Here is a 19,030-nt window from a genome sequence, read left to right on the forward strand (position 1 = left end):
CACCACCAAACCCGCACACGCCCCTCAACCTCAGGCACCCCCCACAGAAGGCGCCCCCGTTCCCAGCCGGAGGCCCCCGTTCTCAACCAGAGGCCCCCGCCAACTTCAACGCGTACTCCGGCCACCACTCCCCCGCCTTGGGCCCCCCCTTGCACTCACCGTCCGACTCACCGGGCCGCTTCACCCACAGATACGCGTCCACCAGATCGTCCGCGGTCTTCGTGGTCGGGGCCTCACCGAGCGCCCGCCCCGGCGGATTACACCAGCGCTCACCGGGGTCGCCCTCGGCGTACGGCCCGTTGCCGTTACGACTGGTGTCGATGACGAACGGCTTGTTTCCGACCTTCGCGGAGAGCTCCTTGCCGTACTTGATGGAGTCCTCGGTGGTGTAGAAGTTCGAGACGTTGACCGAGAACCCGTCGGCCTGCTCGACGCCCGCCCACTTCAGGGGCTCGAAGATCTGGTCGGGCTTGCCCCAGCCGGCATTGCCCGCGTCCAGGTAGACCTTCGTGTTCTTCAGGGACTTGAGCTTGCCGATGGCACCCTTGAGGAGGTCGTAGCGCTCCTCGTGGAACTCGTCCGGCGTGCACCCGTCCACCAGGTGCAGCACCGCGTCCGGCTCAAGGATCACCGTGGTCGGCCGGTCGCCGATGCCGTTTGCCACTCTGTCGATGAAAGCCCGGTATTCGTTGCCGTCCGCCGCGCCGCCGCCCGAGTACTGGCCGCAGTCGCGGTGCGGGATGTTGTAGAGGACGAGGATCGCGTCCCGGTCGGCCCGCTGCGCGGCCTCCGTGAACCCCCTGGCCTCCTCCTCCGCGCTCTCCGGCGTCAGCCACTGAGCCGTCGGCTGCTCGGCGATCCTGCGGATCTGCTTCGCTTCCTCCGCCTTGCCGTCCTTCTCGTACGCAGCGACCTGCTTCGCCGCGTTCCCCTCCGGGTTGACCCAGAACGGGTCCGAACCCTTGGGCTGCTGGCTGATCTTGTCGTCGGAGCCCTTGTCATCCTTGTCGCCGCCGTCTCCCCCGAAACAGCCGGCGACGAGCAGTGCCGCCCCCGCCACGACCACGGACGCCCGTGCCCCCCTCTTGCCGTACATCCAACTCCCCCCTGGGTGCAGCGTCGTAAGTCCCAATCCTGGCATACGTCCCGCCGCGCCCACGAGATCATCCGTGCCTTGTCGGCCACCTGTTACCTCCCGCCCCGAGTGGGTGGGCGACAGGCCGCCTTGGTAGCCACCCTTACCGAACGGCCTTCCACCCAGGGCGAGTTCGCCGCCGAGGTCGAAAGCCCGCCACCTGCGTGCATCACATAGGGCCACCGGTGGTCGACTTGGCGTTAAACAGCCTCTAGGCCGCAGGCTTCCACCGTTCTAGAGTTGTTCGGACGAGACGGCCCCAGCCACCGGTTGTCACACCATCTGCCGCACCATCCGTGATATCCGGATTGGCCCAGAGGCCTCCCGCGCCTGTGCCGGGTTACTCCCGCGGCCCGAGCGCGCGCGGTCGAGGACCAGCCCGGTCGGCGGCTCTGGGGGGAGCGGGTCGCCGACCGGGCCAAGGTGATTCAGGGTTCACTGTCTCGTGCCGGTGAGGTAGGCGGACACGATCACGTCGACCGTGCAGGTGCCGCTGTCCCGGTCGAAGGTGCCGCCGCAGCTGACCAGCCGCAGCTCGGCCCGCCCCGACTTCCGTACACCGTACGCCTGTTGGGCGTCGAAGCGGTCTCGGCCGACAACCCGGACGTCGTCCACGGTGAACTCGGCGGCCGTCCCGTCGTCGCGGACCACCCGGACCGTCTCTCCGATCCGCACCGCGCTGAGCCCGTGGAAGACGGCGGGCCGGGCCTCGGTGCCGGCGTACCCCACGAACAGCGCGGCTCCCGCGGCACCAGGGCGCGTTCCGGCCGCGTACCAGCCGATGGCGCCCGAGCGGGCGTACGGCGGCGGGCCGATCACGCCCCGGTCGGCCGGCCCGCGGGCCGCGACTGACGCCCGCACGCCCAGGGACGGGATGTCCAGCCGTTGCGGCCGAGCGTCTTCCAACGGGTCGGTCTCGGGCGGTAGTTCGGCCCCGGCGGGCCGCCCGACCGCCGCCATGTCCCCCGTGGTCGGCGCCCAGATCCCGTGCCGTACGTCGGTCACTTCACGGCCCCACAGCCACAGGCCGAGCAACAGCACGGCCCAGGCGACACCGGTGACGAGGCGGCCACTGCCCATGGGGCGGTTCCGTTCGGTCATCTCCGTCACTCCGTGCCGCGTCCCCTGCGGGCGCCGCGGCGGACGACGACCAGCGCGGCCACGCTCGCCAGGACGAGACCGACCACGGCGTGACGGGCCCCCGGGCCCTCGCCCCGGGGGTTCAGCTCCCTGTTCTCCTTCGCTACGACGTGCGCGGCCCCGCCACCGCCCACACCCAGGGGCTCGACCGGGGAGGCGGAGGCGACGGGGGCTCCTGGGGCGGTCATCGAGGCGGAAGCGATGGGGAACGCCGGCGCGGTCAGGGAAGCAGAAGCAGAAGCGGAAGCGATGGGGAATGCAGGGGCGGTCTGCGAGGCGGAAGCGACGGGGAAAGGCGGGGCGGTCTGCGAGGCGGAAGCGACAGGGAAAGGCGGGGCGACCGGGAAAGCCGGGGCAGTCGGCGCGGCCGGGGCCCGGGTGGTCGTGGCGGCGGACGGCCCCCGCGCGCCCGCCCTCTCCGCGACCATGAGCATGGCCTCGATCTTGTCCCCGACGCCGTCGCAGGGGACCTCGACCCGGTACGTTCCCGGCCTGAGCGAGGAGCGGACGCGGGTCTCGCCGACGAGCACACCGCCCCTGCCGGTGGTGAGCACGGCATCCGCGACGAACGCCTCCGACGAGGCCGTGCCTGTCCGCCCCGTCCGCCCCGAGCACCCCTGGGCGCGCAGTTGGATGTCGCTGCCGGGCACCGCGGGCGACGGCGCCACCGAGATCCCGCCATCGGCCGCGTACGCCACCGGACATGCCGCCCCCGGTGTCAGCGTGGCCGCGACCGCGACCGCCGCACCGGAACAGAATGTGACTCGCACTGAACCCATCGTGAACCTCCAGACATCTGGAGATTCCCTCCCCGGACGCGCACGCGCATCCGGGCAGGGGCGTGGCTGCTCCGTTCGAGTGGGGGATGTTTGTGAGCCCGTAACCCTACAAACGTTGTGGGCGGGAGGGTGTCAGACGCGGTCGACCAGATCGGCGATCGAGTTCACGACCTTGGAGGGCCGGTACGGGAAGTTCTCCACCTCGTCCGGGCGCGTGAGCCCCGTCAGCACCAGGTACGTCTGCATCCCCGCCTCGATGCCGGCCAGGACGTCGGTGTCCATGCGGTCACCGATCATCGCGCTGGTCTCGGAGTGCGCGCCGAGCGTGTTCAGCCCGGTCCGCATCATCAGCGGGTTCGGCTTGCCCGCGAAGTAGGGCTTCCGGCCGGTCGCCTTGGTGATGAGCGCGGCGACCGCACCGGTGGCGGGCAGCGGGCCCTCGGTGGACGGGCCGGTCTCGTCGGGGTTGGTCGCGATGAAGCGGGCGCCGCCCTGGATCAGCCGCACGGCCTTGGTCATGGCCTCGAAGGAGTACGTGCGGGTCTCGCCGAGGACGACGTAGTCGGGGTCGTGGTCCGTGAGCACGTACCCGATGTCGTGCAGGGCGGTGGTCAGACCCGCCTCGCCGATGACGTAGGCCGTGCCGCCGGGCCGCTGGTCGTCGAGGAACTGCGCGGTGGCGAGGGCGGAGGTCCAGATGTTCTCGACGGGCACGTCCAGGCCCATGCGGGACAGCCGGGCGTGCAGGTCGCGGGGCGTGTAGATGGAGTTGTTGGTGAGCACGAGGAACGGCTTGCCGGACTCCCGGAGCTTCTTGATGAAGGCGTCGGCGCCGGGGATCGGCACACCCTCGTGAATCAGCACACCATCCATGTCGGTGAGCCACGACTCGATGGGCTTGCGCTCTGCCATGTGCGATCTCCTGCCGTACGTCCGCGGTTCGTGCTGGGCGCCGGACGTCTCTGTACCGACGGCCCCACCCTAATGAGCGGTGACCGAAAACAGGAGGGGGATCCTGGCTCAGGGATCAGCGGGACCAGCGGGACTTCCGGCGGGCGAGCGCGACCAGCAGCGCGCCCACGGTGAGCAGCAACGCCCCGGTGACGTACGTCATGACGTACGCCGACGCGCTCGCCCCGGTCCGCGCCAGCTCGTCGGCGACCGTGGGGCGCTCGTCGCGTGCGTCGGTGCCGGTGGAGTCACCTTCGTCGCCTTCGTCGCCTTCGTCGGCTACCTCGCCTTGAGCGCCTTCATCACCTTCCTCTCGGGCGGTGGTGTCGCCGTGCTTTGAGGTGTCTTGCTTTGGGGCGTCACCTTTCTTTGGGGTGTCACCTTTCTTTGGGGCGGTGGCGTCGTCGCCTTCCGTTCGGGTGGTGCCGTCGCCGTCCTTTCGGGCAGTGCCATCGGCTTCCTTCCGGCCACTGCCGTCGCCTTCCTTCCGGGTGGCGCCCTCGCCTTCCTCACGGGTGGTGCCGTCGCCTTCCTCCCAACCGCTGGGTTGTTCCTCTCCCCTCCGGCTGCCGCCATCGTCGCTGTCGATGATCCGGAACCGGTAGTCGTTCGACTCCCCGACCCAGTCGCCGTCGTCGCCCCGCCGCTGGACGACGGCCGCGTTCGCCACGATGTCGTTGTCGGGCTCGGCCCCGGAGATGACGGCGAGGCGGAGTTTCACGGTGAGGGTGTCGCCCGGGCGGACGGTGAATCCGGGGAAGCCCTCGTGGTCGAGGACACCGACGAGTTCGTCCGCATCTGTGCGTTCGAAGGTGACGGGGTGGGGATCGGAACCGTCGTAGAACTCCAGGGCTGGCTGGTCCGGCTGGAGCGCGCGTTTGTCGTCGACTAGGACGATCACGGGGTGGATGTTCTCGCAGGTGTGGGAGGTGGTGTTGGTGAGGTCCAGGGACCAGGTGCCGTACCCGCCGCCCGCGTCGTAGCTCGTCGGGCCGTCATGGATATGGGTACGGAGGGGAAAGGAGCCGGGGTCGCTGCCGGCACAGGTGGGGTGGGAGGGATCGGCGGGCAGAGAGGTCGTGGCGGACGCGGCGGTGGCCGACGCGGCGCTGGCGTGCCGTGTCGTGCCGACGGTGAGGACGGCTGCGGTCACAAGGGCGAGGGTCAAACCAGTAAAAATTCGCATAATCACATGACCTTGCCGTCCAGCCCCCACCTTCTGCCCCGCCGCGCCATTCACACCCCGAACGGCCCTCCAAGTCCCTTCGATCAGCCGAACGCGCCTCAGTCGTCCCCTCGCCCGAACAGCGGCACCAGCAGCAACTGGGCGGCACCTTCGGCGACCTCACGCCCCTCGCCGGGAGCGATCATGCTTAAGTGGACGCATGACGACTGGCATAGCCTCCGCCCCCGGCGCTCCCCTCCGCGTGGCCCTGGTCGGTTACGGCCTCGCGGGCTCCGTCTTCCACGCCCCGCTGATCGCCGCGACCGAGGGGCTGGCCCTCGACACCGTGGTCACCAGGAACCCCGAGCGGCGGGAACAGGCCCGTGCCGAGTTCCCGGACGTACGGTTCGCGGACTCGCCCGACGAGCTGTGGGACCGCGCCGGAGAGCTGGACCTGGTCGTCGTCGCGTCCCCGAACAAGACGCACGTCCCCGTGGCGACGGCCGCCCTCAAGGCCGGCCTCGCGGTCGTGGTCGACAAGCCGATCGCGGGCACGGCGGCCGAGGCGCGCGAACTGGCCGTCCTCGCCGACGAGCACGGCCTCCTCCTCTCCGTCTTCCAGAACCGCCGCTGGGACAACGACTTCCTGACCCTCCGGGGGCTCCTCGCCGAGGGCGAGCTGGGTGACGTATGGCGCTTTGAATCCCGTTTCGAGCGCTGGCGCCCGCAACCCAAGGGCGGCTGGCGCGAGTCCGGTGACCCCGCAGAGATCGGAGGTCTGCTGTACGACCTGGGCAGTCACGTGGTCGACCAGGCCCTGGTCCTCTTCGGCCCGGCCACCGAGGTGTACGCGGAGTCGGACGTACGCCGCGCGGGCGCCGAGGCGGACGACGACACGTTCATCGCCCTCACGCACGCGAGCGGAGTCCGCACCCACCTGTACGTCTCCGCGACGACGGCCCAACTCGGCCCGCGCTTCCGCGTGCTGGGATCGAAGGCGGGTTACGTGAAGTACGGCCTCGACCCCCAGGAGGCGGCCCTGCGCGAGGGCGAGCGGCCGACGGCCGGGGCGGAGTGGGGCGTGGAGCCCGAGTCGATGTGGGGCCGGGTGGGCTCTGGCGAGTCACCGCTGACGGGAGGGGGACGGGCAGTGGCGACGGTTCCGGGCGACTATCCGGCGTACTACAAGGCGGTGGCGGCGGCCCTGCGCGAGGGCGCACAGAATCCGGTGACGGCGTACGAGGCGGCTGCCGCGCTTGATGTGCTGGAAGGAGCCCGAAGGGGTGCGCGTGATGGAGTGACCATACGCCTTTGAGTAGCACCCAGGTTCGATATCACTTCACTCCAGGAGACGATATCGTTAATGGTGCTGCGCTGCCCTGAGGAAGGAGACCTCCATGTCTCGCACCGTGATCGACCTTGATGACCAGATGGTCGCCGAAGCCATGCGCATCTACGGCACCACCATAAAAGCCAGGGCCGTCCGTATGGCGATGGAGGACGCGGTCAAGCGGCACCTGCGTCGCGAGTTCGCCGAGGCCGTCAAGAGCGGCGAACTCGACTTCAGTGAGATCGTCGCCTCGACGGGACCCAAGGGCACGGACAGCACGGACGCCCCTGGCACGGGCGGGGCCGCCGCGTGACCGATCGGTTCCTGGTGGACAAGTCCGCACTCGCCCGCTGGAACCAGAGCAAGGTCTCAAGCGTGCTGGACGACTTGGACGAGCGCGGCCTGTTGGCCATCTGTTCACCTGTCGAGTGGGAGTTGGTCTACAGCGCGCGCAACAAGGCCGAAAGCGAGCGGATCCGTCTCCTGCTGTACGGCTTCGAACTGCTACCCACCCCTGACGAGGTATGGGACCGCGCCCTGGCGGTCCAGCGCGAGGCACTGGGCCGTGGCGTCCACCGTTCCCTTTCGATGGCCGACCTGCTGATCGCCGCCACGGCCGAGCGCCATCGCGCCACGGTGCTCCACTACGACGGCGACTACGACACCATCGCCTCAATCACCGGCCAGTCCACACGGTGGGTCGTGCCTCCCGGCACTGCTAACCGCTGACTCTGCCTCACGCGTTTTTCAGCTCCTGCCGCTGCCGCCCCAACCCCCGATCTCCAGCTCCACCACGTCCCCCGCCCGCAGATACGGCTTCGGCTCGGGCGCGCCCATCGCCACCCCCGCCGGCGTCCCCGTGTTGATGACGTCACCGGGGTACAGGGTCATGAACTGGCTGACGTACCGCACGACTTCAGCGACCGGGAAGATCTGCTCCGCCGTCGTGCCGTCCTGCTTCAGCTCGCCGTTCACCCACAGCTTGAGCGACAGGTCCTGCGGGTCGGGCACCTCGTCGGCGGTGACGAGCCAGGGCCCCAGCGGGTTGAACGTCTCGCAGTTCTTGCCCTTGTCCCACGTGCCGCCGCGCTCGATCTGGAACTCGCGCTCCGAGACGTCGTGCGCCACCGCGTACCCGGCGACGTGCGCAAGGGCCTCCTCCGTCGAGCCGACGTAGCGGGCGGTCCGCCCGATGACGACCGCGAGCTCCACCTCCCAGTCGGTCTTGGTGGAGCCGCGGGGGACGAGCACCGTGTCGTGCGGCCCGACGACCGTGTCCGCCGCCTTGAAGAAGATCACCGGCTCGGCGGGCGGCTCGGCGCCGGTCTCGCGGGCGTGGTCGTGGTAGTTCAGCCCGATGCAGACGACCTTGCCGATCCGGGCGAGCGGCGGGCCGACGCGCAACCCGCCTCCGTCCAGTACGGGCAGTTCGCCGGACTCGGCCGCCGTACGGATCCGGGCGAGCGCCTCGTCGTCCGCGAGCAGCGACCCGTCGATGTCGGGGACCACGCCCGACAGATCCCGCAGGGTCCCCTCGGCATCGAGGAGCACGGGCCGCTCCGACCCCGCCGTACCGACTCGCAACAGCTTCATGATCACAATCTCCAGGGGGTCGAGGTCAGCCATCTCAGCCATCGGAGGACTGGTCGATCCTCCAAGGTCGGCGTTCAGTCCGCAATACCCGGTTCACGGACTGGACCGGCGACAGTCCTGCATGGAGCCCTGCATGGAGCCCTGCATGGAGCCTTACAGCACCGTGGCCGGCGCCTGCATGTCCCGGTACAGCACCGCCCGCTCCACCGCGCTCCACGTCGTACTGGTCACCACGTACAGCGCGGCGGCCAGCGGCACCACCGCCACGGTGACGAGGGTCAGGAAGGACATGAACGGCATGACCTTCATGACTGAGGTGAGCCCGGGCACCTGCTCCCCCGAGGCCCCGGCGGCGGGGACGGAGGCGGGCACGCTCGCCATCATCCGCTTCGACCGCCGGAAGTTGAACGCGGCGACACCCGTGACGATCACGAACAGCCCCACGTACACGATCCCCGCCGCTCCGAAGACCCCGCCGTCGCGGAGAGCGTCCGCCCAGCGCTCGCCTAGGGGCGCGGCGAACAGCGTGTGGGTGAGCAGTTCGTTCGCCTCGCCGCCGATCGTCGTGTTCGAGAACAGGTGGTAGAGGAGGAAGAACGCCGGGAGCTGGCACAGGCTGGGCAGGCAGCCGGAGAGCGGCGACACCTTCTCCTTGGTGTGCAGCTCCATCAGCGCCTTCTGGAACTTCTCCGGGTTCTTCCCGTGCTTCTTCCGCAGCTCGGCGATCTGCGGCTGCAACGCGGCCCGCGCCCGCTGCCCGCGCGCCGCGGCCCGGGACAGCGGGTGGACGAGGAGTCGTACGAGCGCGGTGAACAGGACGATCGCGGCGGCCGCCGCGGAGGCGTCGAAGAGTGGCTGGAGCAGGTCGGCGAGTCGGCCGACCAGGTCGGCGAAGAGCGCGATGACAGCGGACATGGGTGGGTGAGCCCTCCTGGGGTCTCGTCGTGCCGGGAAGCGGCCGATGTGGCCTACAGGCCGTTGCGGCCGGCCTGGGAACTCGGCATGACGAACCGCGAGAGATCACGCGCTCAGTTGCTCACTTGCTCACACACTCACGTGATCATGCGATCACGAGCTCAAAGCGAGAGGCGTGCCCTGCTACGCGGCCGTCGGGAGGACCCGCCCGGGCGCCCTGGGCCGCGTACGTCCCGAGGCGTCGGGATCTCGCTGGGGCAGGAACGCCGTACGGCGCTCACGGTCGCGGATGGCCGTCCGTACGCGCGTGGGCGCCACGGCGGGCGCGCACCGCGAGGCGATCAGCGCGCCGGCGACGAGCGCGGAACCGGCCGCGGCGGTCGCGGCGAACGCGACGGCGGCGGAGAGGCCGCCCGCGCCCGTGTCGAGGACGGCGACTTCGAGGACGAGGAACAGGAGGACGGCGACGGGGCGCAGCGTGGTCCAGGTACGGATCACCGCTCGCTCCTTCCTCAGGGTCGCCCTGCTCGTCCATTCGCTCGACTACTTGCTCGTCGACTCACTCGTCGATTCGCTCGTCGACTCGTACGAATGTACCTACACATATACACGACGCGACACGACGCGACACGACCCCCTCATCTGGCGTGCATGGAGCGCAGCTTCCCCCACACCACAAGGCGGTACGTGGACGTGTACTCAGGTGTGCAGGTGGTGAGGGTGAGGTAGTAGCCGGGGGCGCCGTACCCGTACGACGGTTTGACGCTGCTGCGCGGGACGGGCCGTATGACACCGCCGTCGCCGGGCGTGGTCCGCGCGAGGGTCCGGTCGACGACGTACGTGTAGAGGGCGGCCTCGGTCTCGACGCGCACCTCGTCGCCGCGCCGGAGCCGGTTGATGTACCGGAAGGGCTCGCCGTGGGTGTTGCGGTGCCCGGCGAGCGCGAAGTTTCCCGCCTGGCCGGGCTGGGCCGTCCGTGGGTAGTGGCCGGCGTAGCCCTTGTTGAGCACGTTCTGTTTGCTGATGCCCTCGGCGACGGGGACGCGGAGGCCGAGTCGGGGGATGGTGAGGACTGCGTAGGCCTGGGTGGGGTCGGGGCGGGTGGGGGTGCGACCGGTGGCCGTGCGCCGGGTCCGGGTGCCGTCGTCGGCGTTTTCGGCCTCGGCCTCGGCCTCGGTCGTGGGCTCGGGGCGGGACCTGGGGCGGGGTGGCGTCGTCCGTGCCGGTGGCCGGGCGCTCGCCGCCCGCACCCCACTCCCGCTCCAGCGCCTCGACCCTCCGCTCGGCGCCCTCGCGGGCCTGCCGGTTGGTCCACCACAGCTGGTGGACGACGAGGAGCAGCAGGACGACGCCGAGGGTGACGGAGAGTTCGGCCGAGGTCCACAGCAGACGGCGGTACGCGGCACGCCGGCGCCGGGTGCCGTGGTGGACGACGTGGTGGACGACGGCGGGAGCCCGCATGCGTACGCCTCCGTTCGCCTGCTTTGCCGGGGCCGCACGATAGGGCGCCTTCCTGTAACTCACCAGAGCGACAGCCCACCGACCGCTCACCGAATGCTCAACCGACTGCTCACCGACTGCTTTTGACTCCCCTTCTCACAACCCTTGGAAGAAACCTCAGAAAGCGCCGTCACGCCTCTCGACAACACCACCGTTCAGCCCTGACTCTTCCGGTGGACTTCCTGATCCCCGGCACCCGCATTCACCCGGAGCTGACATGTCCACACCACAGACCCCGCACACACCACAGACACCCCACACGCCGCAGACACCGCACACCCCCGAAGACCGCCCCTCCGCCTTCCGCCGCAGAGCCCTGCTGGCCGCCGCGGGAGGCGCGTTCCTCGGCGGCGCCCTGGGCACGGGCGTGGCCCGCGCCGACGCGACGATCGCGGTCAACCCCGGTACGACGTACGGCACCTGGGAGGGCTGGGGCACCTCGCTCGCCTGGTGGGCGAACGTCTTCGGCACCCGCAACGACTTCGCCGACGCCTTCTTCACCACCAACTCCGTGACGTACAACGGCACGAGCCTCCCCGGCCTGGGCCTCACCATCGCCCGCTACAACCTCGGCGCGTGCAGCTGGAACAGCGTGGGCGGCGAGATCATGGTCAAGTCGCCCAACATCCCGGCGTTCAAGCAGATCGAGGGCTACTGGCAGGACTGGAGCAACGAGGACCCGGCGTCCTCGGCCTGGGACTGGACGGCCGACGCCACGCAGCGGGCCATGCTGCAGAAGGCGGTCCAACGGGGCGCGACGACCGAGCTGTTCGCCAACTCCCCCATGTGGTGGATGTGCCTTAACCACAACCCGTCGGGCGCCGCGGGCGGCGGCAACAACCTCCAGTCCTGGAACTACCGCCAGCACGCCTCCCACCTGGCGGCGGTGGCGCTCTACGCGAAGAACAACTGGGGCGTGAACTTCGCGACGGTCGACCCCTTCAACGAGCCCGCCTCCACCTGGTGGACCGATACCGGCACCCAGGAGGGCTGCCACATGGACCCGGCGGTCCAGGCGGCCGTACTGCCGTACATGCGCAGCGAGTTGGACAAGCGGGGCCTGACCGGCGTCCGTATCTCGGCGTCGGACGAGACGAACTACGACACGGCACGCAGCACCTGGAGTTCCTTCGGATCGTCGACGAAGGCCCTGGTCAGCCAGGTCAACGTGCACGGCTACCAGGGCTCGGGCGGCCGCCGCGACCTGCTCTACACGGACGTGGTGACGACGTCCGGCAAGAAGCTCTGGAACTCGGAGACGGGCGACGGCGACGGCACGGGCCTCAGCCTGGCGTCGAACCTCTGCCAGGACTTCCGCTGGCTGCACCCGACGGCGTGGGTCTACTGGCAGGTGATGGACCCGACGGCGGGCTGGGCGATGATCGCGTACGACGCGGGCACGCTGCAGCCGACGACCGTCCAGACGAAGTACTACGTGATGGCCCAGTTCAGCCGCCACATCCGCCCCGGGATGACGATCCTGGACACGGGCGTGGACTACGCGGCGGCCGCCCTGGACCGCTCGGCCCGCCGCCTGGTGATCGTGGCGGTGAACAAGTCGTCCTCCGCCCAGACCCTGACCTTCGACCTCTCCCGCTTCGGCACGGTGACCGGTGGCTCGGGCGGCCTGGTCCCCCGCTGGAACACCCACACCTCCAGCGGCAGCGACCGCTACCGCTCGTACTCGGACACGCGTCTGAGCGGAAAGTCGGTGGCGGTGCCGTTCGCGGCGGGGGCGGTGCAGACGTTGCAGGTGGACGGCGTGGCCGTCTAGCCGCCGCAGGCCGAGGGGAAGGTTCTGTGAACCCCAGCCGCCCCGCCTGTACCCACGGACCACTCCTCGGCTCAAATAGCAACCATGAGCAGAGGCATACCGCGGGCGGGGGCTCGGAGCAGGCAACTGCGGCAGATCGCAGAACGCCGGGCACGAGCGGGAGGACGCACCGGACGGAGCCCCAGGGCCCCACTCGGCGCACGCGGCCGGGGACACCGCCGCGGAGCCCCGCAGCGAACGGGCGGCACAGGCGGCGCCAATGGGCCCGGGCCCGGCGTCACCCCACCCCCGGAGCCGAGCGCCTGGGGCAACCGGCTCACCGCGACGGCGGCGATGCTCCCGGGCCTCGCCGCCGTCGCCGCCCTGGTCTTCACCTGGGTGTCGGTGACCCAGGTGTCCGAGGAACTCACCATCTCGCAGCAGGGACAGATCGCGGACCGCTACGACAGGGCCCTGGAACGCCTCAACAACGGCTCCGCGACCATCCGCCGCGGCGCCGTCTTCTCTCTCCAGGGCATCATGGAGGACGCCCCTCGCCAGCAGCCGGCGGTGATCGACGCGCTGTCCGCGTACGTCCGCACCCACGCCACCAAGAAGCTGTCGACGCTCGAGAAGGCCCCCGACGTCCAGGCGGCCCTCTTCGTACTGACCCACCGCGACCCGGCCCACGACGGCGCGGCGCCCCTCGACCTCAGGAACGTGTACCTGACGGACGCGTTACTCCAAGGCGCGGACCTGACCCGGGCGAACCTCACCGGAGCGGTGCTCACGAACGCCGACCTGGAGGGCGCGGACCTGTCGGACGCGACCCTGCGCCGCGCCACCCTGAAACAGACGGAGCTACAGGACGCCACCCTCGCCGGAGCAGACCTGGCCGCGGCGACCCTGACGGAAGCCAACCTCAGGGGCGCGAACCTGACCGACGCCCGCCTCGGCTCAGCCGACCTCAGGTCCACCACCCTCACACACGCGGACCTGCGCAACGCCTACCTCAACAAGGCGGACCTCCGGCAGGCGGACCTGACGGACGCGGACTTCGCCGGAGCGTATCTGTACGGCGCGAACCTCGCCGGGGCAGAGCTGGAGGACGCACGCCTGGACGACGCGGTCCTGACGGAGGTCAACCGCCCGGAGGGCCTGCCGACGCCCGCATCACCGCTCCCCACAACCGCTCCACCAACCGCACCAACCGCACCAATCGACCCACGAAGCACGCATTCGTAAGAAGACCAGGGAAGACCAGGCAAGACCAGGCACGAACACGTCGCACACCTACTGACCCGCGGATATCTGATGCTTGTCATCCAACGGCAGTACGGTGTCCCCCATGCGCCCCGACACCTCCGCCGAGAACGTCGACCACCACGCCGAAGCGGCCCGCCTGGAGCGGACGGCCGGCATCCACCCCGAGGACGCCGAACACCTGCTCCTACAGGCCGCGGCCCACCTGGAACTGGCCGGCGCCCGCCCCGAGGCAACGGCACTGTACGACCGCCTGCTGTCGTCCCCCGACTCCCCGGACTCCCTGGAGAACCCCCACCTCGTACGCGCCCTCAAGGCGTCCAACCTCTGGGAGTACGGCCACGAGGCGGAGGCAAGGGCGATCATCGAGGGCCTCCGGACGTCCGCTCCCCGCGACCCGGCCCCCTGGGTGATCGCGGCGGAGGCCCTGGAGGCCCACGACGAGCTGGAGGCGGCGCAGGAGACGTTCACGGAGGGCGCGACGCTGCTCCTGACCGGCGTCTCCGAACCCCCCTACTCCACCCACGCCCTCCTCTTCGGCCGCCACCGCGTACGCCGCATGCTGGGCGCCCCCCACGACAACTGGGACGCCCTCGCGGACACCCTCCACTCGTCCTCGGTCTCCCTGGACGAACTCCACGACCCCAAGCGCGTCTGGTCCCTGGGCTCCGACAACCCGGCGGAACTGGAGGCAGAGATCTCCCGCCTCCGCGCCGAACTGGACGCCTACCGCCAGGCCCTCTCCCGCCCGTTCCCGGTCGCGGTACTGCACTGGCCGACGAGAGAGCTGGAGGAGCTGGTGGCCGGGTATCCGTCACTGGCGGAGGAGTACCCGTCGCACGGGGAGCACCTGGCGACGATAGAGGGCGCACTCCGAGAACTGTCGGCCTCCGGCACCCCGAACCTGGGCATCGTGACAGGAACGGTCCCGTCGTACGAGGCATTCGCCGCCTCGGAGGGGACGTCTCCGGCGGAGGTATCGCTGCTACCGCAGTACGCGACGACGCTGGCTGCGCGGGGGCGGGCTGCGGCTTGGCCTCCTCAGAGGGGAACGGTGTGCTGGTGCGCCTCGGGCCAGGCCTACGAGGAGTGCCACGGCACCCACGAATGACGGGGTATGCCCCCTCGCGGGTGTGATCGTTCACCGTGCGCGCCTTGGGTGACCGCGCTCAGGGCTGCAATGCTCGGCCGGCGCGCCACTCGCTGCCGCAATTGGCAGATTTGGGCTACTCGTACATCTCTCCACGGCAGGTCACGGCCGTCGGATCCGGCCCAAATCTGCCAATCAGCGTTCTTGCCGACCGTCACAGCCTCCACCATCGGCGGCAGCAGAGCCGTCACTGGACCCGGCGCCCCTGAGCCCCAGCAACTGTCTGCCCGCCGAGTCCCACCGCGAGCCCCTGGGCACCAGGTCGCCGAGCTCGCGTGGTGTCGAAGCCACCCGAGGCGAACGCGGGTCCCTGATCAATTTGCGCACTTCGTGTGCCGCTCGTCAGTGGCCGCTGTTACAACAGAGAAGTTGCTGTACGAGCGATCGAAGGAGCCAGCGTGTCGCAGCCGGGGGACCTGTCGCAGCCTGTCGCGGGCGTGTACGAAGAACTCATCACGCAGCGCATGCAAGCGCAGTTGGAGCAGTTAGTGGCGGCGGGCTGGAAGCCCATCGACGCAGACGTCAGCGAAGACTCGTCTCCCCATGTACTCGCTCGGCACATCGGTCAAGCCGTAGGGCAAAGGCTCGGCCAGATGCCACATGACAAGCGCGTCGTTGTGGCCAACCAGATCATCGAGTCACTCGCGGCTGGTTCTTCTGAGCTCGGTGACGCTGACCCTGTCGAGCTCATCGCCGACGGACCTCGTCAGCTCCTGGCTCTGGCTGAGAACGAGGCTCCCGGCGTTTTCGCAGTACGTCCGCTCACCCCGCTCTCCGAGAGCGCGCTCATCACCAACTCCCCCGACGACCCCAGTCTCGGCAGCGAGTTGCGGGCCGAACTGGCCACGGCAGACCGCGTTGACCTGGTCTGCGCATTCGTCAAGTGGTACGGCCTACGCGTACTCGAAGACTCGCTCCGCGCTGCCAGAGACCGCGGCATCCCGATCCGTGTCATCACGACCACCTACATCGGCGCTACCGACCGCCACGCTCTCGACCGCCTCGTCCGCGACTTCGGCGCCGAGGTGAAGGTCAGCTACGAGATCCGCTCAACGCGGTTGCACGCGAAGGCCTGGCTGTTTCGGCGCAACAGCGGCTTCGACACGGCATACGTCGGCAGTTCAAATCTCTCCAAGGCTGCGCTCCTCGACGGCCTGGAGTGGAACGTACGCCTATCATCCGTGGCCACTCCTGCGGTGCTGAACAAATTTGAGGCCACCTTCGACGCGTACTGGAATGACGGCGCCTTCGAAACATACGACCCGGACAGTGACGCCGAGCGCCTGGACCGGGCATTGGCCCAGGCTAATGGGACCAGCCCCACCACCGACCTCAAGATCAGCCTGTCAGGACTTGAGGTGCGGCCCTTCCCGCATCAACGGGACATGCTTGAACGCCTCCGCATTGAGCGCGAAATCCGCGGTCGGCATCGCAATCTTCTGGTTGCGGCGACCGGAACGGGCAAGACCGTCATGGCTGCCTTGGACCACCGAAGCCTGCGCAAGAGACTCGGCAACGGGAATCCGCGACTGCTGTTCGTGGCTCACCGTAGGGAGATCCTCAAGCAGTCCTTGCGAACGTACCGTGAGGTGCTCGACGACGCCTCCTTCGGCGAACTGCTCCACAGCGGCGAAGACCCACGCGAGTGGAACCACGTCTTCGCCAGCGTGCAGTCGCTCAACGTCCAGCGTCTTGAACAACTCGCTCCTGATCACTTCGACATCGTCGTCATCGATGAGTTCCATCACGCTACGGCAGCGACCTACCGGCGTGTGATCGACCACTTCAAGCCGAAGGAGCTCCTGGGGCTCACCGCTACGCCCGAGCGGATGGACGGGCTGAACGTGCAAGACGAGTTCTTCGAAGGTCGGATCGCTGCTGAGATGCGGCTGTGGGAAGCCCTGGAGAACGATCTCCTGTGTCCCTTTCACTACTTCGGCATCCCTGACGGCACCGATCTGACCAATCTCGGCTGGCAGAAAGGAACATACACCGACCACGACCTCGACAACCTCTACACCGGCAACCATGCCCGCGCCCGCATTGTCGTCAAGCAGATCCGCGACAAGGTCTCCAACCCGGGAGCCATGCGCGCCCTCGGTTTCTGTGTGACCAAAGCTCACGCGCACTTCATGGCCGACACTTTCCGCAAGACTGGGTTCCAGGCGGTAGCGCTCGACAGTGACTCGCCCCCCAAGGTCCGGTCGCAGGCACTGACTGATCTCCGCGACGGCAAGCTTCAGGCGATCTTCTCCGTCGACCTGTTCAACGAGGGCCTCGACATTCCCGACGTCGACACTCTGCTGCTCCTGCGCCCAACGAACAGCGCTACCGTCTTCCTTCAGCAGCTGGGCCGAGGCCTGCGCCGCACCGAGACGAAGCCCGTCGTCACCGTCTTCGACTTCATCGGCCAGCACCGAGCGGAATTCCGCTTTGAGGAACAGTTCCGTGCCCTGACGAACCTCTCGCGCAACCGGCTCGTCGACCACATCGAGCACGACTTCCCACAGCTCCCGTCCGGATGCCAGATCATCCTGGAAGGCAAGTCCAAGGACCTCGTTCTCGACAACATCCGCACCCAACTAGGCGCCACCGTGAAGACGTTGGTAAAGGAGATCCAGAACTACCGAACTCCCCGCCTCACAGATTATCTTCGGGAAAGCCGCCGAGAGATCAAGGAACTCTACAAGAGCGACAACTCCTGGACGGCAGTCGTGCGCAAGGCAGGCCTTGTCGAGGAGACGCCCCCTCCAGGAGAGACAGCGCTCCTCAAGCGAGTCCACGCCTTCCTCCACGTCGACGACCCCGAGCGCGCCCAGGCCTACCTCCGTCTCCTCGCCGACGACGCCCCGGCTTACGAGAGCTTGGCCCCCACCGACCAGACGTACGCCCGCATGCTGTTCTTCAACCTCTGGGACAACGCAGGTGGCTTCACCGGCTTCCGGCAGGGCCTCGAATCTCTGCGCTCCCAGCGGGTGTTCCGCGACGAGTTGCGGCAGGTGCTCTCGTACGTCATCGAGAGGGCCGACCACTTCCCGATCCCCCTGTCAGGCCCGCACAGCCACATTCCCTTGAAAGTGCACAGTGCCTACAACCGCTCTGAGATCCTCGCCGCACTCGGTGTGGCCCGATTCGGCGGCCAGATGCCCAGGTCGTTCGCGCAGGGTGTGCAGTGGGTCGAAAAGATCCAGACTGACGCCCTGCTCATCACCCTGGAGAAGAACGAAAAGGACTTCTCTCCCACGGTTCGCTACAAGGACTACGCCTTGAGCCCCACGCTCTTCCACTGGGAGTCCCAGAACGCTACCGCCGACAACTCCCCTACGGGCTTGCGCTACCAGCAGCATGCTCAACAGGGCAGTCACGTCCTGCTCTTCATGCGCCGCTACAAGAACACGGACATCGGCAAGCCACATCCCTGGATGCTGCTCGGCCCGGCAACGTATGTGGAACACACCGGCAGCAAACCGATGGCGATCACATGGCGCTTGCCGCATGAGCTTCCGGCCGACGTATGGACGTACTCGGCGATCACCGCTGGATAGATACACAACGGTGATCACCCGCGTCCGACAAGCTGGACGCTTCCCTACCGGGGTTGTTTACGACAGCGGGACATCCTTCTCTGAGGTCTCCGCCTCAAAGTGGATCTGCGCACGATCGAGTGCCTCATCGGCGTCGCATCCATGTGCTCTCAACCAATGGAGCAGGTCGGCGATCAGGTCGATCACCGCTTCCTCGGCAACCGCCGTGGTGAGGGGACTGTGTGTCGCCGCCCGTGGGAGCTGCGCTGTTCCGTACAGCCCGAGCATCTCCTCGGCCCGAGCTACGCGAGGGCCTCCGACGTGGCCGTTAGGGGAGGTCAGCCCTGTCGCCAGCTCGCACCACGTCACCTTACGGTCAGCGTAGGGTTCGACGCCCCAGCGGTCGGCAACGGCGCTGACCAGTGCCATCCCCCGGCCGGACTCAGCCTCCGTCGAGGCGTCGAGGCGAGTAGGCAGAGCGTGTGGATCGGGGTCGTGGACCTCGATCCGTACACGGCTTCCGATCATGGAGACGGCGAGTGTGCCGGGGGTTCCAGCGCCCACGTGATTGATGACGTTAGACACGAGCTCACTGACGCACAGTTGGGCGACGTCGATGACGTCATGTAGCCCCCAGAGCCCCAGGTGAAGCCGCATGATCCGTCGCAGGGCCGCCACCCCTTCTGGCTCCGCCACGAAGGGAAGATCCCAGCGCTTCCTTGTCATGCCTGCGAAGCAGTTCACCGTACAACTCCTCTACTTGCCGGATATGGGTGCGGTCCGCAACGGATCACACACAGAGAGTCGCATTGAAACTCTCAAAATGGAACTC

15 protein-coding genes and 2 pseudogenes are annotated in these 19,030 nt (G+C 68.5%); 7 read left to right on the forward strand and 10 right to left on the reverse strand.

What is annotated here, in order from left to right; translation table 11 throughout:
* Nucleotides 1-82 precede the first annotated feature (82 nt).
* From E0500_RS03020 to E0500_RS03040, 5 genes are all read right to left on the reverse strand, one after another.
* Nucleotides 83-1,096, reverse strand: a complete 1,014-nt coding sequence (locus E0500_RS03020) for a glycoside hydrolase family 6 protein (RefSeq protein ID WP_131571820.1) — start codon at nucleotides 1,094-1,096, stop codon at nucleotides 83-85.
* Nucleotides 1,097-1,570: 474 nt separating this feature from the next.
* Nucleotides 1,571-2,236: a sortase domain-bontaining protein gene (locus E0500_RS03025; protein ID WP_131571822.1), complete on the reverse strand. Its 666-nt coding sequence runs from the start codon at nucleotides 2,234-2,236 to the stop codon at nucleotides 1,571-1,573.
* 5 nt (nucleotides 2,237-2,241) lie between these two features.
* Nucleotides 2,242-3,054, reverse strand: coding sequence for a hypothetical protein (locus tag E0500_RS03030; RefSeq protein ID WP_181586849.1), 813 nt, complete (start codon nucleotides 3,052-3,054; stop codon nucleotides 2,242-2,244).
* 132 nt (nucleotides 3,055-3,186) lie between these two features.
* Nucleotides 3,187-3,966, reverse strand: coding sequence for an HAD-IIA family hydrolase (locus E0500_RS03035; protein WP_131571829.1), 780 nt, complete (start codon nucleotides 3,964-3,966; stop codon nucleotides 3,187-3,189).
* A gap of 115 nt (nucleotides 3,967-4,081) precedes the next feature.
* Nucleotides 4,082-5,158 carry a cell wall protein gene (locus E0500_RS03040; protein ID WP_309504859.1) on the reverse strand — a complete coding sequence of 359 codons (1,077 nt, stop codon included), beginning with the start codon at nucleotides 5,156-5,158 and terminating at the stop codon, nucleotides 4,082-4,084.
* Nucleotides 5,159-5,390: 232 nt separating this feature from the next.
* Here E0500_RS03040 and E0500_RS03045 point away from each other — a divergent pair, with 232 nt between their 5' ends.
* The 3 genes from E0500_RS03045 (at nucleotide 5,391) to E0500_RS03055 (ending at nucleotide 7,229) form a co-directional block, all read left to right on the forward strand.
* Nucleotides 5,391-6,485, forward strand: coding sequence for a Gfo/Idh/MocA family oxidoreductase (locus tag E0500_RS03045; protein WP_131571835.1), 1,095 nt, complete (start codon nucleotides 5,391-5,393; stop codon nucleotides 6,483-6,485).
* 82 nt (nucleotides 6,486-6,567) lie between these two features.
* A complete protein-coding gene (locus E0500_RS03050) occupies nucleotides 6,568-6,813 on the forward strand; it encodes a type II toxin-antitoxin system VapB family antitoxin (RefSeq protein ID WP_131571838.1) in 246 nt (81 codons plus the stop codon).
* Entirely contained in the window at nucleotides 6,810-7,229 is a 420-nt protein-coding gene (locus tag E0500_RS03055) for a PIN domain nuclease (RefSeq protein ID WP_131571841.1), read from the forward strand. Before E0500_RS03050 ends, E0500_RS03055 begins: the two co-directional genes overlap by 4 nt.
* A gap of 7 nt (nucleotides 7,230-7,236) precedes the next feature.
* Here the strand turns inward: E0500_RS03055 and E0500_RS03060 are convergent.
* The 4 genes and pseudogenes from E0500_RS03060 to E0500_RS43485 form a co-directional block, all read right to left on the reverse strand.
* A pseudogene (locus tag E0500_RS03060) lies at nucleotides 7,237-8,093 on the reverse strand (fumarylacetoacetate hydrolase family protein).
* 153 nt (nucleotides 8,094-8,246) lie between these two features.
* A complete protein-coding gene (locus tag E0500_RS03065; protein WP_131572276.1) occupies nucleotides 8,247-8,996 on the reverse strand; it encodes a membrane protein insertase YidC in 750 nt (249 codons plus the stop codon).
* A gap of 195 nt (nucleotides 8,997-9,191) precedes the next feature.
* On the reverse strand, nucleotides 9,192-9,506 hold the full coding sequence (locus E0500_RS03070) for a DUF6412 domain-containing protein (protein ID WP_131572273.1): 315 nt from the start codon (nucleotides 9,504-9,506) through the stop codon (nucleotides 9,192-9,194).
* A gap of 140 nt (nucleotides 9,507-9,646) precedes the next feature.
* Nucleotides 9,647-10,469 (reverse strand): annotated as a pseudogene (locus tag E0500_RS43485) (class E sortase).
* 256 nt (nucleotides 10,470-10,725) lie between these two features.
* On the opposite strand from E0500_RS43485, the gene E0500_RS03080 reads away from it, so the two are divergent.
* The 4 genes from E0500_RS03080 (at nucleotide 10,726) to E0500_RS03095 (ending at nucleotide 18,219) form a co-directional block, all read left to right on the forward strand.
* Complete coding sequence (locus E0500_RS03080) at nucleotides 10,726-12,282, forward strand: glycoside hydrolase (RefSeq protein WP_131564165.1); 1,557 nt, start codon at nucleotides 10,726-10,728, stop codon at nucleotides 12,280-12,282.
* Nucleotides 12,283-12,615: 333 nt separating this feature from the next.
* Nucleotides 12,616-13,506, forward strand: coding sequence for a pentapeptide repeat-containing protein (locus E0500_RS03085; RefSeq protein ID WP_220140435.1), 891 nt, complete (start codon nucleotides 12,616-12,618; stop codon nucleotides 13,504-13,506).
* A gap of 103 nt (nucleotides 13,507-13,609) precedes the next feature.
* Nucleotides 13,610-14,635, forward strand: coding sequence for a hypothetical protein (locus tag E0500_RS03090; protein ID WP_131564166.1), 1,026 nt, complete (start codon nucleotides 13,610-13,612; stop codon nucleotides 14,633-14,635).
* A gap of 503 nt (nucleotides 14,636-15,138) precedes the next feature.
* Complete coding sequence (locus E0500_RS03095; protein ID WP_165935027.1) at nucleotides 15,139-18,219, forward strand: DUF3427 domain-containing protein; 3,081 nt, start codon at nucleotides 15,139-15,141, stop codon at nucleotides 18,217-18,219.
* A gap of 57 nt (nucleotides 18,220-18,276) precedes the next feature.
* Here E0500_RS03095 and E0500_RS03100 read toward each other — a convergent pair whose 3' ends face one another.
* On the reverse strand, nucleotides 18,277-18,924 hold the full coding sequence (locus E0500_RS03100) for an ATP-binding protein (protein ID WP_131564193.1): 648 nt from the start codon (nucleotides 18,922-18,924) through the stop codon (nucleotides 18,277-18,279).
* Nucleotides 18,925-19,030 lie beyond the last annotated feature (106 nt).

The organism is Streptomyces sp. KM273126 (genome assembly GCF_004337435.2).
GTDB classification, from domain to species: Bacteria; Actinomycetota; Actinomycetes; order Streptomycetales; family Streptomycetaceae; genus Streptomyces; species Streptomyces acidicola.

Excerpts from the sequence above, each read along its gene's own strand:
- E0500_RS03020 (WP_131571820.1), bottom strand. The coding sequence starts at position 1,096 with ATGTACGGCAAGAGGGGGGCACGGGCGTCCGTGGTCGTGGCGGGGGCG.
- E0500_RS03025 (WP_131571822.1), bottom strand. The coding sequence starts at position 2,236 with ATGACCGAACGGAACCGCCCCATGGGCAGTGGCCGCCTCGTCACCGGT.
- E0500_RS03030 (WP_181586849.1), bottom strand. The coding sequence starts at position 3,054 with ATGGGTTCAGTGCGAGTCACATTCTGTTCCGGTGCGGCGGTCGCGGTC.
- E0500_RS03035 (WP_131571829.1), bottom strand. The coding sequence starts at position 3,966 with ATGGCAGAGCGCAAGCCCATCGAGTCGTGGCTCACCGACATGGATGGT.
- E0500_RS03045 (WP_131571835.1), top strand. The coding sequence starts at position 5,391 with ATGACGACTGGCATAGCCTCCGCCCCCGGCGCTCCCCTCCGCGTGGCC.
- E0500_RS03050 (WP_131571838.1), top strand. The coding sequence starts at position 6,568 with ATGTCTCGCACCGTGATCGACCTTGATGACCAGATGGTCGCCGAAGCC.
- E0500_RS03080 (WP_131564165.1), top strand. The coding sequence starts at position 10,726 with ATGTCCACACCACAGACCCCGCACACACCACAGACACCCCACACGCCG.
- E0500_RS03085 (WP_220140435.1), top strand. The coding sequence starts at position 12,616 with ATGCTCCCGGGCCTCGCCGCCGTCGCCGCCCTGGTCTTCACCTGGGTG.
- E0500_RS03090 (WP_131564166.1), top strand. The coding sequence starts at position 13,610 with ATGCGCCCCGACACCTCCGCCGAGAACGTCGACCACCACGCCGAAGCG.
- E0500_RS03095 (WP_165935027.1), top strand. The coding sequence starts at position 15,139 with ATGCAAGCGCAGTTGGAGCAGTTAGTGGCGGCGGGCTGGAAGCCCATC.
- E0500_RS03100 (WP_131564193.1), bottom strand. The coding sequence starts at position 18,924 with ATGACAAGGAAGCGCTGGGATCTTCCCTTCGTGGCGGAGCCAGAAGGG.